This window comes from Paenibacillus algorifonticola (assembly GCF_000971975.1).
GTDB classification, from domain to species: Bacteria; Bacillota; Bacilli; order Paenibacillales; family Paenibacillaceae; genus Pristimantibacillus; species Pristimantibacillus algorifonticola.
In genome coordinates this window covers 1-15,376 of record NZ_LAQO01000027.1, presented here as the reverse complement: position 1 = coordinate 15,376, position 15,376 = coordinate 1, and the positions used below count along the sequence as shown (strand labels likewise).

11 protein-coding genes are annotated in these 15,376 nt (G+C 49.5%); 6 read left to right on the top strand and 5 right to left on the bottom strand.

Annotated elements, in window-relative coordinates; translation table 11 throughout:
- Window positions 1-6: 6 nt before the first annotated feature.
- Window positions 7-1,527, bottom strand: a complete 1,521-nt coding sequence (locus tag WH37_RS25820; protein WP_046233538.1) for a sugar ABC transporter ATP-binding protein — start codon at window positions 1,525-1,527, stop codon at window positions 7-9.
- Window positions 1,528-1,645: 118 nt separating this feature from the next.
- A complete protein-coding gene (locus tag WH37_RS25815; RefSeq protein ID WP_046233537.1) occupies window positions 1,646-2,695 on the bottom strand; it encodes an ABC transporter substrate-binding protein in 1,050 nt (349 codons plus the stop codon).
- Window positions 2,696-2,972: 277 nt separating this feature from the next.
- Between WH37_RS25815 and WH37_RS25810 the strand changes: the two genes are divergently transcribed.
- From WH37_RS25810 to WH37_RS25795, 4 genes are all read left to right on the top strand, one after another.
- Complete coding sequence (locus WH37_RS25810) at window positions 2,973-4,802, top strand: sensor histidine kinase (protein ID WP_046233536.1); 1,830 nt, start codon at window positions 2,973-2,975, stop codon at window positions 4,800-4,802.
- Window positions 4,780-6,438: a response regulator transcription factor gene (locus tag WH37_RS25805; RefSeq protein WP_052737219.1), complete on the top strand. Its 1,659-nt coding sequence runs from the start codon at window positions 4,780-4,782 to the stop codon at window positions 6,436-6,438. The genes WH37_RS25810 and WH37_RS25805 overlap by 23 nt, the downstream gene beginning before the upstream one ends.
- On the top strand, window positions 6,407-7,525 hold the full coding sequence (locus tag WH37_RS25800) for a sugar ABC transporter substrate-binding protein (protein ID WP_231594367.1): 1,119 nt from the start codon (window positions 6,407-6,409) through the stop codon (window positions 7,523-7,525). The genes WH37_RS25805 and WH37_RS25800 overlap by 32 nt, the downstream gene beginning before the upstream one ends.
- A 662-nt stretch (window positions 7,526-8,187) precedes the next feature.
- Complete coding sequence (locus WH37_RS25795; protein ID WP_046233535.1) at window positions 8,188-11,328, top strand: hybrid sensor histidine kinase/response regulator; 3,141 nt, start codon at window positions 8,188-8,190, stop codon at window positions 11,326-11,328.
- 116 nt (window positions 11,329-11,444) lie between these two features.
- On the opposite strand, the gene WH37_RS25790 is transcribed toward WH37_RS25795, so the two are convergent.
- Entirely contained in the window at window positions 11,445-12,311 is an 867-nt protein-coding gene (locus WH37_RS25790; RefSeq protein ID WP_046233534.1) for an alpha/beta fold hydrolase, read from the bottom strand.
- Between the two features lie 150 nt (window positions 12,312-12,461).
- On the opposite strand from WH37_RS25790, the gene WH37_RS25785 reads away from it, so the two are divergent.
- Both WH37_RS25785 and ybaK read left to right on the top strand, forming a co-directional pair.
- The gene (locus WH37_RS25785; protein WP_046233533.1) at window positions 12,462-13,172 is read left to right on the top strand and encodes a MerR family DNA-binding transcriptional regulator; all 711 of its coding nucleotides are present in this window, start codon (window positions 12,462-12,464) and stop codon (window positions 13,170-13,172) included.
- Window positions 13,173-13,175: 3 nt separating this feature from the next.
- Window positions 13,176-13,649 (top strand): Cys-tRNA(Pro) deacylase, encoded by a 474-nt coding sequence (ybaK, locus tag WH37_RS25780; protein ID WP_046233532.1) that lies wholly within the window; start codon window positions 13,176-13,178, stop codon window positions 13,647-13,649.
- Between the two features lie 75 nt (window positions 13,650-13,724).
- Here the strand turns inward: ybaK and WH37_RS25775 are convergent, their stop codons facing one another.
- Complete coding sequence (locus WH37_RS25775) at window positions 13,725-14,222, bottom strand: DinB family protein (RefSeq protein WP_046233531.1); 498 nt, start codon at window positions 14,220-14,222, stop codon at window positions 13,725-13,727.
- 157 nt (window positions 14,223-14,379) lie between these two features.
- Window positions 14,380-15,376, bottom strand: a 997-nt coding sequence (gene tnpB / locus WH37_RS25770) for an IS200/IS605 family element RNA-guided endonuclease TnpB (protein ID WP_046233530.1), incomplete at its 5' end; no start/stop codon positions are given.

Here is a 15,376-nt window from a genome sequence, read left to right as displayed (position 1 = left end):
GCTTGCTCACTCCCCTGCCATGGCCTGCATAAGCTGCTGCTGGCTCATTTCATCTTCAGCTATTTCCTTAACTACTACATGGTCCCGCAGCACAGCGATCCGGTCGCTGACCCGCAGTACCTCCTCCAGCTCCGAGGAGACGAACAGCACCGACATGCCTTCGCCCGACAGCTTCAGCACAAGCTTCTGAATTTCCGCCTTCGCCCCGACGTCAATGCCGCGCGTCGGCTCATCGAGGATAAGCAGCTTCGGCTGCGTCAGCAGCCAGCGTCCCAGAATGACCTTCTGCTGGTTGCCGCCGCTAAGGTTCTTAATCAATTGCTCCGGGTTCGGCGGATTAATGTTGAGCGCCTTGATATATTCGTCAGCAAGCTCATCCTGTCGCTTGCGGGGAATGGCGCGGAACCAGCCGCGCGTCGCCTGCAGGGCGAGAATCATATTTTCACGCACCGTCAGCTCGTCGATAATGCCTTCCGTTTTGCGATTTTCCGGGCAGAAGGCAATTCCCTGATCGATCGCCTCGCGCGGCGAAGTGATGCCATCCTTCACCCCGTTCACCCGCAGCGCGCCTTGATCAGGCCGATCTGCGCCGAAGAACAGCCGCGCCAGCTCCGTCCTTCCCGAGCCGAGCAAGCCTGCAAGACCAACAACCTCGCCCTTGCGAATAGTCAGGTCGAACGGCTCGATTGCCCCTTTGCGGCCAAGCGCCTTCGCTTCAATAACCAATGCCTTCGCAGACTCGGCAGCCGAAGCCGCCTCTTTCTCACGCGGCAGCGCATCGAGCTGCTGCAGCTCCTTGCCAATCATTTTCGATACGAGCTCTATCCGGGGAAGCTCCTTCGCCAAATACTCCCCTACAAATTCTCCGCCCCGGAGAATGGTTATTCGATCGGACACCTCATATACCTGATCCAGAAAATGCGTGACGAACAAAATCGCCAGCCCTTCCGCCTTCAGCTTGTTCATGACCTCGAACAGCTGCTTCACTTCATTGCGGTCCAGGCTCGACGTCGGCTCATCCAAAATGAGCACCTTCGCCGAAATATTCAGCGCCCGCGCAATGGCGACAAGCTGCTGAATCGCGACGGAATAGGCCGATAACGGCAGTTTTACATCCATTCGAATTTGCAAGCGGGTGAGCAGCAGCTTCTCGGCTGCCGCATTCATCTCTTTCCACAAAATACGGCCAAACCGGCGCGGCTCGCGGCCGATAAAAATATTTTCAGCAACTGTCAAATTCGGACATAGATTTACTTCCTGATAAACCGTGCTAATGCCAGCCATTTGCGCCGCCTGAGGGCTATCGATTGCCATACGCTGCCGCGCAAGCTCTACCGTGCCCTGATCAATGGAGTAAACGCCCGTCAGCACCTTAATCAAGGTCGATTTTCCCGCCCCATTTTCGCCCATCAGCGCATGGATCTCGCCGGGAAAGAGGCGAAAGCTGACGCCGGATAAAGCTTTTACGCCTGGAAAGCCTTTATGGATATTGCTCATTTGCAGGATAGGTTCGCGTTCCCGCTCCATCTTCTTCTCCCCTTTGGTTTTGAATTTCGCCTATGCGATGAACGATGAAAAAGGAAGCCGTCCGCCTGGTACGTGGACCAGCCTTGCGCGGCTTCCTTCGCTGGCTTCTGCTCTGCTTCTAGTATTTCCGGTCAGGCAGCGCGGCCTTCGCTTGCTCCGAAGTAAAGACGCCTTCCTCGGTCACGATACGCTTCTCGATCGTTTTGCCGTCCAGCACATCCTGTACCGCCTGCATCAATTGCGGCCCGAGCAGCGGATTGCATTCGACGATAAAGTTGATTTTGCCTTCGCTTGCAGCAATAAAGCCGTCTTTAACACCATCGACTGAAATGATGATAATGTCCTCGCCCGGCTTAAGACCTGCCGCTTCAATCGCTTGAATTGCTCCCAGCGCCATGTCGTCATTATGAGCATAGAGGACGTCGATTTTCTTATTCGCTTTCAGGAATGACTGCATAACCTCATTGCCTTTTGCACGGGTGAAATCGCCTGTTTGTGAAGCGATGACTTTCAGGTTGGCATTGCTCTTGATGACTTCCTCAAAGCCCGTTTTGCGATCAATCGCTGGCGCCGAGCCTGTTGTGCCCTGCAGCTCAACAATGTTGATTTCTTCAGCCGAATCCTTATATTTATCAACCAGCCATTGTCCAGCGCGGCGGCCCTCTTCTACGAAGTCCGAGCCAATAAACGTCTCGTACAGCGACGTATCCGACGAATCAACGGCGCGGTCTGTCAAGATAACCGGAATGCCCGCATCCTTCGCTTCTTTTAATACTGTATCCCAGCCAGACTCCACGACCGGGGAAAATGCGATAACGTCCACCTTTTGCTGAATGTAGGAGCGGATCGCTTTAATTTGATTTTCCTGTTTTTGCTGGGCATCGGAAAACTTCAAATCATAGCCCGCTGCTGCCGCCGATTCCTTGATCGAATTCGTATTCGCCGTGCGCCAGCCGCTTTCTGCACCAACCTGTGCGAAGCCGAGCGTCACTTTTTTATCCGCCGGCGCTGCTGCTGGCTCACTGCTTGCCGCTGCCGGAGCACTCGTCCCGCCAGCATTGTCTGCACCTGCCGTATTCGTACCACCATTGCCGCTTCCGCAAGCGGATGTGACGAGCAGCATCGTTGCCATCAGCAGCGACATGCCTAGTTTTCCTGCTTTTTTCATCTTTGTATTACCTCCCCTGTCATTCACCAACGTTTGGCGTGCCCTCATTATAGAACGCTTACAAAAGGCCCGGATACGGAGTCCGATAGCCGTTCGATTTGATTTTTTGGGTAATTTTCAAGCAAGGGCGGCAAATGGTTTGATTTTTTGTGCGAAAGGTGGAAATTTCGTCGATAAAACATCTGTGCGTAGCGGCGTTTCAGGCAATTTGGTATAGTGAAGGTTGGATAGATTTGAAATCGCATACATTTCCATTTTGAAAGGTTCCTATAAACCTATGAAGCTGATGCGCTGGATTTTCTCAAGCCTTCGGGCCAAGCTGCTGCTGATGTTCATTATTCTGACCTCCGTTCCGCTGATTGCGGTTGGCCTCATTTCCTATCAAAAATCGTACAATGCGGTATCTGATCACAGCAAAGCGGCAACGATGCTCGTCGTGGGCCAGCTTGGCAATGACATTGATGCGCTGCTTGAGGATACGGGAAGGCTGCTGGAGCTGGAAAACAACCCGCAGGTGCTGCATTATTTATTTTCACAAACGGATACGTATGAAGATGCCAAAGCTATTATTCAAACGATGAACTTATACCGGGAAACGTATAAATACGAAAGCGTGCTCAACATTACGGTCGTCAACCTGTATGGACGGGGCTTAAGCGAACGCAAAGGCGTGTTCCAGCTGGACAGGAATCCGCTGCGCAACCCGCATTTTCAATATTTGCTGAACCATCCGGATGAGGTTTTGAACATTCCCCCGCCGGACGCCTCACCGCTGGACCGTCTCGACGGCTTTCATTATTCGCAGCATAACGTCATCTCCATCATGGCAACGGTCAAGCAGCAAATTACCCATGAGGTGATCGGTTTTATCGTCATCGATTTGGATGATTCGATCATCGAGCGTTACTGTGAAAATATTACGCTTGGCGAGAGCGGCTACGTGTATGTCGTCGATCAGGCGGGCAATCCTATCTTCCTCCCTTCGGCCATGACGAGTTTGGCGAAGGCCCAGCCGCCTGCCGACCTGAGTACGCAGCTCGCTTTGCAGCAAAACAGCTATGTGGATTATAGCAACGGCCGCCCAAAGTTCGTCGCCTTCACGACCTCGTCCACAACGGGCTGGAAAATCGTCGGCTCCGTGCCGCTGCAGGAAATTGTCGCCGAGGCGAATGAAATTCGCCAACTGATCATTATCAGCGTGCTGCTCAGCATCGTGTTTGCGATTACGCTGCATTATTTCATTACGGCGCGCCTGACGCGGCCGATTCAACTGCTGAAGAGCAAAATGCGGCTGGCAGCCGGCGGTTTTCTTGAGGTCAAGGTGCAGCCAAGCGGACATGACGAAATTGCCGATTTGGGCAACAGCTTCAACATTATGCTGGAGAAAATCAAGAGACTGCTCAAGCAAAGCATTGAGGAGCAGGAGCATTTGCAGAAGGCGGAGCTGCGGACGCTGCAAGCGCAAATTAATCCGCATTTTCTCTATAATACGCTCGATTCCATCGTCTGGATGGCGGAAGCCGGGCGCAGTGGGCAGGTCATCCAGCTGGTGCAGGCTCTGTCACGCTTTTTCCGTATTAGCCTCAATCGGGGTCGGGACTGGATTGCCCTCAAGGATGAGCTGGAGCATGTGCAAAGCTATTTGATTATCCAGCAGATGCGCTACCGCGATATTTTGGAGTATGAGCTGGATGTGCCGGAAGCGCTAAAGGATTTGCCCATTTTGAAAATGACACTCCAGCCCATCGTTGAAAATGCCTTATATCACGGCATTAAAAATAAACGCGGCAAAGGTTTAATCCGCATAACTGCTTATGCCAGCCATGACTCGGACGTATATTTGATGATTGAGGACAATGGCATCGGCATGAAGCCGGAGCGCCTTGCCGAGCTGCGCGAGGCGCTGCGCATGCAGCACATTCCCGAGGAGACGGGCTCGGAGGTATCCGGCGGCTTCGGCCTGCATAACGTCCAGCAGCGGCTGCGCCTCTATTACGGGGAAGCCTATACCGTTATCGTAGAAAGTGAAGACCAGCTCGGAACAAAGGTTACGATCCGCATTCCAATGGAGAGGATGAAGCCGAATGAAAAAGGTTATGCTCGTTGACGACGAGATTCTTGTCAGGGAAAGCATTCGGGACTGTATCAATTGGGAGCAAGAAGGGTTTATTTTTTGCGGGGACGCCTCTGATGGCGAGCTGGCGCTGCCGCTTATTGAGCAGCGCCAGCCGGATATCCTCATTACAGATATCAAAATGCCGTTTATGGACGGCTTGGAGCTGAGCGCCATCGTCCGCGAACGAATGCCAGACATCAAAATCATTATTCTCAGCGGGCATGACGAATTCGAATATGCCCGCGCCGCGCTGCGTGTCGGCGTAGAGGAATATTGCCTCAAGCCAGTCAGCGCTGCCGATATCGTGCGGACGCTGCATGACGTCGGCCGCGTCATCGACCGCGAGCGCTATGAGCGCGAGCTGCTGGAGAAGAAGCAGTTCGCCCAAGGCGGAAGCGCGGGACAGCTGCGGCATAAGCTGCTCAGCGATTTATGCAGCGGCTTTATTACAACAGCCGAAGCGATCCACCAAGCCGGCTCGCTTTCGATTGGACTGACGGCCAGCTATTACGCGGCCGCCATCTCGGACATTCGCTGCCCGGAAGGCTCCGCCAGCGTTGATATGGCAACCCAGCAGCAGACGGAGCAGCTACTGCACGAAGCCATCAGCTCCCTCCTGCCGGGCACGCTGTCCTATAAGCGCAGCCAGACGGAGACGATCTGGCTGCTCAAGAGCGATTCGCTGCCGCAGCTGCAAGAGGTGCTCGCGCGCTTCGCCTCCAGCTGGAAGGAGCAGGCGGAGCGGAGTGCGGGCTGCTCGATAGCCGTTGGCATCGGCAGCATTCAGGATCGCCTGCAAGGCATCCACTCCTCCTATCTGGAGGCGGAGGATGACAAGCATTGGCGCAGGCTCTCCGGGCAAAACCGCAAAGCGCTGAGCGATGCCGCCTCCGGCTTATCCGAGCAATCGGTAGTCGCCCAGCGCCAGCGCTTCATCGATTTTCTCAAGCTCGGTACGCCCGCCAAGACGGAAGCTTTCGTCGCCAGCTTCGCAGACGGGCTGCGTCAACTGGACTGGCGCGGCGCTTTTTACGGCTATTATTTGCTCAATGACTTGACGGTGGAAGCTGTGCATATTGCCAAATCCATTCAGCGCAATCCGGATATGCCAAAGGAGCAGCTGGATAAGCTGCAGCGGGCAATGAGCGAGGTACGCAGCCAAGAGGATGCCTGCGGCTATCTCCAAACACTGCTGGCGCAATTCTGGCAATGGCGCGCTGGAGCCGCGGATAAATATGCCGAAATGCTGAGCCAGGTGAAGGACTATATTTTGAAGCATTATGGCGATGATCATTTGTCGCTGAATGATGCAGCTGAGCATGTGCGCGTCAGCCCCAGCCATCTTAGCAAAGTGTTCAGCCAAGAGACGGGCCAGACCTTTATTGAATTCCTCACCCACACACGCATTCGTAAAGCGATGGAGCTGCTGCAGGCGTCGAATGCAAAGTCGTATGAAATCGCGCATCAGGTCGGCTACAATGACGCGCATTATTTTTCCAATTTGTTCAAGCGGGTAACCGGCATGACGACAACGCAGTTTCGCAAGCAGCAGGAACAGGATGGCAGCTCGCCCGCTGCAGGAGGAGTGTATCATCATGCAAGCACAGGCGGCATTGTTCTTCCATAGACGGGCTGCTGTGCGGCAAAGGCCCTTGCTCGCTGCTTTGCTTACAGCCCTGCTGGTGCTTAGCCTGCTAATGACAGGCTGTACTAATGATGAAGCAGCCGGCACTGCCGCTGGAAGCTCCAGCAACAACGATAGTAGAATGGGAGCGGCGGGCGCTACCAGCATCATCTCATCCAGCAGCCGAAATAGCGGCCCGCCCTCCTCCTCCCCTATTGCATCAAGTTCTTCAACAGCAGCACCCGACATCGCCACCTTTGGCATTATATATCCGATGGCGCATCCGTATTATGAGACGGTGACGGAATCCGCTAAAGCAGCAGCAGCTCTGCATGGGGTCCAGCTCATTGTGAAAGCGCCGGATGAAGCGAATCTGGAGCAGCAAATACGCATGATGGAGACGATGATTGCCTCTCAGGTAGACGGCATTGCACTTGATCCGATTGATGCGGACGCGCTCGTTCCTGTTATTAACAAAGCCGTGCAGGCAGGCATTACGGTCATTTGCTTTGAATCCGATTCGCCGAAGAGCAAGCGCGCTGCTTTCATCGGAACGGATCATGCTGCTGCAGGCGGGCAGATGGGGCGCATGCTGTCCGAGCTGCTGGGCGGGCGGGGAATGGTTATCGTCGAGACGGGGATGACGCGGATGAAAAGCTTAAGCGAGCGCCTAGACGGCATGCTGTCCTATATTAATGAGCAGACCGACATTCAGGTGCTCGATGTGCAGTATAACGAAGGCAGCGAAACCCGCGCCCTGACGCAGCTGGAAAAAATGATCGACGACCATCCGCATTTTGACGCGCTCGTATCGATGGATGCCCTCTCCGGCTCCGCCTCGGTGCTCGTCTGGAAAGCACAGGGTCTAAACCGCTATTCCCTAACGTTCGGCATGATGCCGGAAATTCAGGAAGCCATTCGGAATGGGCAAATTACAGCGTCGCTGTCGCAAAATGAGCAAATATGGGGCTCACGCATTATCGAGCGGCTGCTGCAAGCGTCCGCAGGCGAGACGCTGCCTCTGTTTGATGATACAGGCACGCTGGAGATTACGCAGGAGGACATCTCCCTTTTAAACGCCACAAGGTGAAACGGCTCTCGCCGTCCTCTGGCAGCGCGGCGCGTTTCATTCCGAGAAATATAGAGAAAGGATAGCGTAATGCTATACTTTCCTATATTTCAAGGTGAAACGGCTCTCGCCGTCCTCTGGCAGCGCGGCGCGTTTCATTCCGAGAAATATAGAGAAGGTATCGCGTAATGCTATACTTTCCTATATTTCAAGCGTAAACGACTGAAGCCGTCCTTTGGCGGCAAAGCTAACGTTTCGCTTAGAAATATAGAGAAGGTATCGCGTAATGCTATACTTTCCTATATTTCAAGGTGAAACGGCTCTCGCCGTCCTCTGGCAGCGCGGCGCGTTTCATTCCGAGAAATATAGAGAAGGTATCGCGTAATGCTATACTTTCCTATATTTCAAGTGTAAACGACTGAAGCCGTCCTTTGGCGGCAAAGCTAACGTTTCGCGTAGAAATATAGAGAATGGATAGCGTTAAGATATCCTTTTCTATATTTTAAAAAACGTCCCTTAGAATGCCACTGGCGAACCTTCATAGGTCTCCAATGTTTATTCTAAGGGCTTTTTGCTAGTCGTTACCTGCTCTCTTTAGCAGCCAAGCAAGAGAATGGCTAAATCCTATGCTATAATGTAAAGGATTAACAATAAAGAGCGGTCAAAAGAGGTTTTATTCATTTATGACAAAATTGATGAACGTCATGCAGGCAAAACATATCACACGTTTTAAATATATAACGATCATGCTTTTAATTTTTGCTGCATTAGTCAGCATGAGGTGGGCATGGTCTGTCCTTTTTCCCATGTCAGACCAGCAACCGCTTGCCGTTGGCGGTGTACTTGACCTCCGCGGTATCGATTTAGAAAATTCCCCCGTGCTTAATTTGAATGGAGAATGGCAGTTTTATCCTGAAAAATTCTTAACGGGCAGCGAGCTTTTGGAGACGGAATCCGATGCAAGCCACGTTGTCGTTCCAGGCGATTGGAGTAGCGCGCTGCCGCACCATTCAAGCAACTCGTACGGATATGGAACGTATCGTCTTCGCATTTTGATCGATCCGCTTCAGGCTCCTGTTTCATTCTGGTTTAAAACCATTCAGGCGGCATCAGAAATTGAAATTAACGGAAAAAATGATGGGGGCAAGGGCAAGCTTGCCGACTCTGCATATGAATATACGCCGAAAAGCGCCTCTTTCACCTCTACTTATGGCATTGAAGGAGCGACAGAGATCGAATTGGTCATTCGTGCAGCCAATTTCGACAGCCCTTATAAGGGCGGTATTGTAACGCCGATTCGCTTTGGCACTGCGGCCACTATTGATTTTGTACGCTGGTACTCGATTGGGTTTCAGATGCTCATTTTTCTTATACTGCTGCTTCATTGCTTATATGCTTGCATTCTCTACCTATTCAGTCCGCAAGAGAAGAAATTGTTAATCGCAGCGCTGTTAACGTTATCCGTGGGCATTACAATTCTAATAGGTCACGACAATATACTCTTATTGTGGCTGCCGACCAACTATACTTGGACGTTCAAGATTAGAATGATCTCTCTGCTGTGGCAAAATGTGTTCCTGCTTCTGCTATTCAAAAGCTTCAACGCGACCCCTCTGCGAGAAAACTGGTTCAGAACGCACAATGCGGCCATTGTAGTTCTTACCGTCATTTTTCTGATTTCGCCAGTCTATATTACTTATGGACTTATTCATTTCAATATATTGAATACGATAAATTTCATCTCATTCGCCTGGTTTATATACATAGTAGGAACGATGATTTTGCAAAAAAATAAAGATAATGACATCATTTTCTTGCTGTTGTCCGCAGCAGGCATCCTCTCCAACTTATTATGGAGTATTGCTGAGAATGTAAGAGATGTTACCACCGTCTACTATCCCATCGACATTATTTTTGCCATTACTGGCTTTTCGGCCTATTGGTTTAAAAAGTATTTTCGAAATTCGATGGAAAACAGAGATTTGAACAAGCAGTTACAAAAAGCGGATAAAATTAAGGACCAGTTCTTGGCTAATACATCTCATGAGCTCCGTACGCCGCTGCACGGTATTATGAATATTGCTTATAACGTTATCACCAAAGAGAAGACTAGGCTTGCGAAAAGCAGCCTTGAGGATATGCAGCTCCTCATTACGATCAGCAGGCGGATGTCCCAGCTGCTTGGCGATCTTCTCGATGTCGTTCAGCTTCAGGAACAACGCATTGTTTTGCAGCGGGAGCCTCTCAGCATTCAGTCCATCGTTCCTGGTGTTATTGCAATGCTGCAATTTATGAAGGAACGCAAGCCAATTAGCCTGCATATGGATATGCCGGAATCGCTGCCTTTGGTTTTAGCGGATGAGAAAAGGCTCGTTCAAATTTTGTATAACCTGCTGCATAACGCGCTCAAATATACCGAGGAGGGAAGCATTACCGTATCAGCCGAAATTTCGGACCGGCAGGCTGTTGTTCATATTGCTGATACGGGGCCCGGCATGGATGAGGCGACCCAATCGCGAATCTTTCTCCCTTATGAACAAGGCTCTAATGGAATAAGCGATGGACAAGGCATTGGACTGGGCTTAAGCATTTGCAAGCAGCTTGTCGAGCTGCATGGCGGAGCATTGACGGTTCGCTCCGAATTGGGCAAAGGCTCTGTATTCAGTTTTGAGCTGCCTTTGGCAGATCAAGCCGCACTTCCACTAACGCAGTTGCCGCTAGCTTCTGGACAATTGCCAGCAATCAATGAGGAGAAGCCAACTGGCTTCCTATTCCCGCAGCCTTTCTTAGGGGAGATGGAGGCCGCTGCCGCACTTCCGCCGCTGCTCAAGGAGGAGTATGCCCAAATTCTTGCCGTTGACGACGATCCGATCAACCTGAATGTCCTGGCCAGCATTCTTTCGACCGAGCCGTATACCATTACAACCGCCCGTTCCGGACGAGAAGCGCTGGAATTGCTGGGCACAAGGCAGTGGGATCTGCTCATAGCCGATGTCATGATGCCCCAAATGTCCGGCTATGAATTAACGCAGAAGGTTAGAGAGCAATTTTCCATGTCGGAGCTTCCCGTATTGCTTCTAACCGCACGCAGCCAGCGGTCAGACATTTACACCGGATTTTCAGCCGGAGCAAGCGACTACGTAACAAAGCCCGTAGATGCTCTGGAGTTAAGATATCGGATCAGAGCATTGATAGCGCTAAAGCAATCTATTAATGAGCGTCTCCGTATGGAGGCCGCCTATTTGCAAGCGCAAATCCAGCCTCACTTCCTATTCAACACCCTTAATTCGTTAATGGCGTTAAGTGATATTGATACAGAAAACATGCGCAAGCTGGGCCAGGCATTCTCATCCTTTTTACGAATTAGCTTTGATTATTTAAATACGGGGGAATTGGTCGAGCTGTCTCATGAATTGGAGCTCGTAGAAGCCTATCTATATATTGAAAAAACGCGTTTCGGGAAGCGGCTGTCCATTAATTGGGAGGTCGAGCCAGGCATCCGCCTGCTTCTCCCCCCGCTCTCGATTCAGCCGCTGATCGAGAATGCCGTCAAGCACGGTCTCCTCAGCCGAAACGCGGGCGGTACGGTTCATCTTTCCGTTGCTCGCCGTGAGGGCTTCACCCTTATTGAAGTAAAAGATAATGGCAAGGGAATGGATCAGGAAAAGGCGACCCAATTGCAAAATGCTGCTCAGAGTGGAAAAGGCGGAATTGGCATCCCTAATACGAATCGACGATTGCAGCAGTTGTACGGCCAAGGCTTGTCGATTGTGAGCAGCGTTAATGAAGGAACAACGGTGTCATTTGTTATTCCAGATAGGTAGATAGATAAATAAGTATAGAAAAGAACCATCAAAAGCTCACGTCATAAGTCGGGATTTTATCACAGGCTAATGACGTGAGCCTTTAGGCTATAAGCTAGTAATAGTCCTAATCATACCTACAAATGCTCCATCAACCAGGGTTTAATCAAGGGCAGAACAGCATTAGGCTGCATCGCTTGTGTATGGTCCATTCCTTCTCCTTCGAGAATAGCCACATCCCAGCCCAATTGTTCTAGTAGCTGTTTATTCTTTTGCAATATACCAATCATATCAACCGTTACACTGCCAAAGCTTTCGCCGTAAACAATCGTATCCTTTTCTCCAGCGAAGGCTAGTTTAGGAAAGTCCGAAGCATAATGAATGGACGTATCATCAAAATCCATTAAATTTTGATACATGGTGAAAAATTGTTGGGTTTGCTTTGGATCGAGAGTGATTTGGATATGATCCCAATCGATTTCATCAGGAGTCGTATTTTCCTCATATTTAGCATCATTGGAGCTGCTTGGATTTAAAGCTTGCCCATGAGTCTTTTCCGTTACGATCATCATTTCTTTATAAGGCCCTTCGTATGGCGGGAATCCACCCATAATCAAGCTTTCCAATCTGTTTGTTCGAATCGCCAGTTGCAAGCCAGCTAACGCAAGCCATGAGTAGCCATAATAACTAAAGGTATCCACCTTCATTTCATCGGCTATGAGCAGAAAATCCTTTGTCATATGGTCAGGCGTGAGCTGATCCGGCTGCGGATTTTCAAAAAGATGGCCTTCATAATCAAAATACAAAACCTGAAACTGATCGGATAGTCCATCGATAAAATGTTCCCCCAGCTCAGGATCTACCCCCCACCTTTTCAAGCTTTCAGCCTGCTGGCCATAAACCGATTTTTTGGCTATTGGCAGCATGATGACTTTACCGGAAGGGTTCCCGGTTAGACCCGCCTCCATTTTTGAACCGTCATTTAAAGTTACGATTTTTTTCATGATTTTCACTCCTAATCCGCTTATATGAATACCATACAACATTCATGCAATATTCCGGTTTTTCATCATGAAGCAGCGGCAGGATTTCGAAGCAGGCATTTTTATGTTATCGTAGCACTTGAAGCTTTTACTTTAATGAGGAGCAGGCGCATGACAAATACATTTACCCCTGTACAAATTGCCAATGAGCTGAAAATAAGTACAACTACTTTAAGAAGATATGAGGAGCAGGGCTTGCTCCCGGATGTACCGAGAACGATAGGCAACCATAGGTCCTATTTGCCCATCCATTTTCAAGCTTTTATAACGATTCGCTCGCTACTGCGAGGCTATGATATACCGATCGTTTATGAGGTCATGAGAAAAATAAAAAACGGCGATCAGGTGCAGGCCCTTTGGCTGGTGAACAACCAGCTGTACCTCAACCAAGTGGAAAAACAAAGAGTTGAAGAAATCCTTATGCTGATTAAAAATGCTGATTTTAGCAAATATCGAAATGTTAAAATGACGAATGCAATGACGATTGGCAAAGTTGCCGAAATGGCTGGGGTGAACACTTCCGCAATTAGGCATTGGGAAAAAGAGGGATTGATTCAATCCGAAAGAGATAAAGAAAATGGCTATCGCATTTTCACCGTACCTGAATTAAGAAAAATACTCGTCATTAGCAGCTTAAGAAAAACCATTTATTATATCGAAAATATGAAGGAGCTCTTAAAAGCCTTCGAGCTGCAAAGCTATCCAAAAGTCGATCAAGCGTTTCAGCTTGCCCTCCAAAATTTAAACGAAAAGCTTATCCTTCAATTTAAAGGCGCAGCCCAGCTTATGAAATACATCGATTTCTATACACAAGGAGAATAAAACATGCAAGTAACCAAAACGAATGCCATGCGAATGCTGGATGCCGACCATATTTCTTATGAGGTGCACACCTATGATAACGAGGATGGGAAAATCCACGGCAGTGCTGTAGCTAACAAAATTGGAAAAGCGCCCGATAGCGTGTTTAAAACGCTGGTCACCCATAGCGGAAACAGCCTCTACATTTTTGTCATTCCGGTTGGGGCTGAGCTGGATATGAAGAAAGCGGCCAAAGCGGCCGGGGAGAAGAAGCTTGAAATGCTTCCAGTGAAGGATTTGCAAAAGTGGACGGGCTACATACGCGGCGGCTGTTCTCCAATTGGCATGAAAAAGCGGTATCCTACCTTTATCGACAGCAGCGCTGAGCTACAGGAGACGATCGTCGTCAGCGCCGGGAAAGTTGGTCTTCAGCTGGAGCTTCCTCCAGAACAACTCGCCGCTACTGTCGCTGCATTATTTACTGAGGTCATTAAATAATGGGCTAGAGGCTGTTAATAAAAATAGCGTTTGCCCCTATGCCCCTAAGCAACTGTAAAAAGGTGTCTCTATCCGTTACGCCGGAAATCCGCCTCCTGGGGGAGGCCAAGCACCATAAAAGCGGCGCAGCAGCACAATTTCGCCCAGATGGTACGAATTGTGGGACGCAATATTGCGCAGCAGCCCCGCCTTTGTCTCACCTGGAAAATACAGAAGCGGCTCATCCAGCTGTGCGGTTTCGGCAATAGCTACCGCTTGATCGACTCCGTCCAGAAAGGCCTGAATATCCGCCTGCCATGACAGCTCATCTTGCGGGGCAGTCTCTTCTGGCCAGCTTTCCATGACGTTTGCAGGAAGCTGCGGCTTCCGTCCTTCCAAATGCTCCAGCATGAAATGCTGCCAATAATGCATATGTTTCAACAGCTGATAGATGCTGTAAGGCATAGCTTGATGAATACGTCCCGCCAACTCGGCATCAATGTCGGGCAAAGCACGGGCGATGCGAATATGACCGCGTTCCCCGACCAGCGATTTGACAAGGGCTTGTCCAAATAAATGATTTGAATCCAACATACGACTCCAGCCTCTCCTGTAGACCTTTATGCCACGAGCATAAAGGATCTTAGTGAACTACCAACCACCTAAGAGGTGGCGGCTTCTTGGTCAATGAAGCTACTGCTCCAAGTTTACCCAAGCTTACAGGCTAGATTCCTAACCCAATAGATGCCATTTACATGGCTAGTTTCAAAAGGTTTAGAGCAGCGTTTACGTCTCTATCATGATGCGAATGACAGTTTGAGCATGTCCATTCACGCAAGGCAAGATTCTTCACCTCTGCGTTTTTGTGACCGCAACATGAACACAACTGACTGCTTGCATAGTTCTTCGGTGCAATCATCAATTCTCTGCCATACCATGCAGACTTGTATTCAAGCATCGTACGGAACATGCTCCAAGATACCTCACTTATCGCTTTTGCAAGCTTGTGATTCTGCATCATGTTCTTTACACGCAAGTCTTCCATAACGATGACTTGGTTATCGTTTATCATTTTGGCAGACGTTTTGTGCAAGAAGTCTTTACGCTGATGGCTAATCTTTTCATGTAGCTTGGCCACTTTCAGCCTCGCCTTATGACGGTTATGGCTTCCCTTCTTCTTGCGCGATAAGTCCTTTTGCAACTTTGCTAATCGCTTTTCAGACTTACGCAAGTATTTAGGATTGGCTATGGTTTCGCCATGTGACGTAATAGCAAAGTCTTTCAGTCCAAGATCAACGCCAATTTTAGTTTCCAATTTGGGTAACTGGACGATCTCCGTTTCAACCAATACGGAAGCATAATAGTTTCCCGTTGGCGTTTTGGAAATCGTGCATGATTTGATAAGCCCCACAAATGGACGGTGCAACTTGATTTTGATTCTCGTTTTTAGCTTTGGAATCTTGATAGTTCCATCTTCAATGGTAACGGTTCCATTTTGATTATTGGTTGTGAAGCTATGGTGATTCGTCTTCTTGCTCTTGAATTTAGGAAATCCCACTTTCTTATCACGAAAGAAATGCTTATAGGCTTTTTCAAGATTCATTTGTGCATTAGCTAATGCAAGGCTATCCACTTCTTTCAGCCAGTCGAATTCCTTTTTGTATGGTGCTGGTGTATTCTTGAGCATCGTTTCCGTTTGCTTGTAATGTTCTATCTTATCTGCAAGCATTCTGTTGTAGATGAAGCGA

Coding starts and splice junctions, on each gene's coding strand:
- WH37_RS25820 (WP_046233538.1), bottom strand. CDS start 1,527: ATGGAGCGGGAACGCGAACCTATCCTGCAAATGAGCAATATCCATAAA.
- WH37_RS25815 (WP_046233537.1), bottom strand. CDS start 2,695: ATGAAAAAAGCAGGAAAACTAGGCATGTCGCTGCTGATGGCAACGATG.
- WH37_RS25810 (WP_046233536.1), top strand. CDS start 2,973: ATGAAGCTGATGCGCTGGATTTTCTCAAGCCTTCGGGCCAAGCTGCTG.
- WH37_RS25805 (WP_052737219.1), top strand. CDS start 4,780: ATGAAAAAGGTTATGCTCGTTGACGACGAGATTCTTGTCAGGGAAAGC.
- WH37_RS25800 (WP_231594367.1), top strand. CDS start 6,407: ATGCAAGCACAGGCGGCATTGTTCTTCCATAGACGGGCTGCTGTGCGG.
- WH37_RS25795 (WP_046233535.1), top strand. CDS start 8,188: ATGACAAAATTGATGAACGTCATGCAGGCAAAACATATCACACGTTTT.
- WH37_RS25790 (WP_046233534.1), bottom strand. CDS start 12,311: ATGAAAAAAATCGTAACTTTAAATGACGGTTCAAAAATGGAGGCGGGT.
- WH37_RS25785 (WP_046233533.1), top strand. CDS start 12,462: ATGACAAATACATTTACCCCTGTACAAATTGCCAATGAGCTGAAAATA.
- ybaK (WP_046233532.1), top strand. CDS start 13,176: ATGCAAGTAACCAAAACGAATGCCATGCGAATGCTGGATGCCGACCAT.
- WH37_RS25775 (WP_046233531.1), bottom strand. CDS start 14,222: ATGTTGGATTCAAATCATTTATTTGGACAAGCCCTTGTCAAATCGCTG.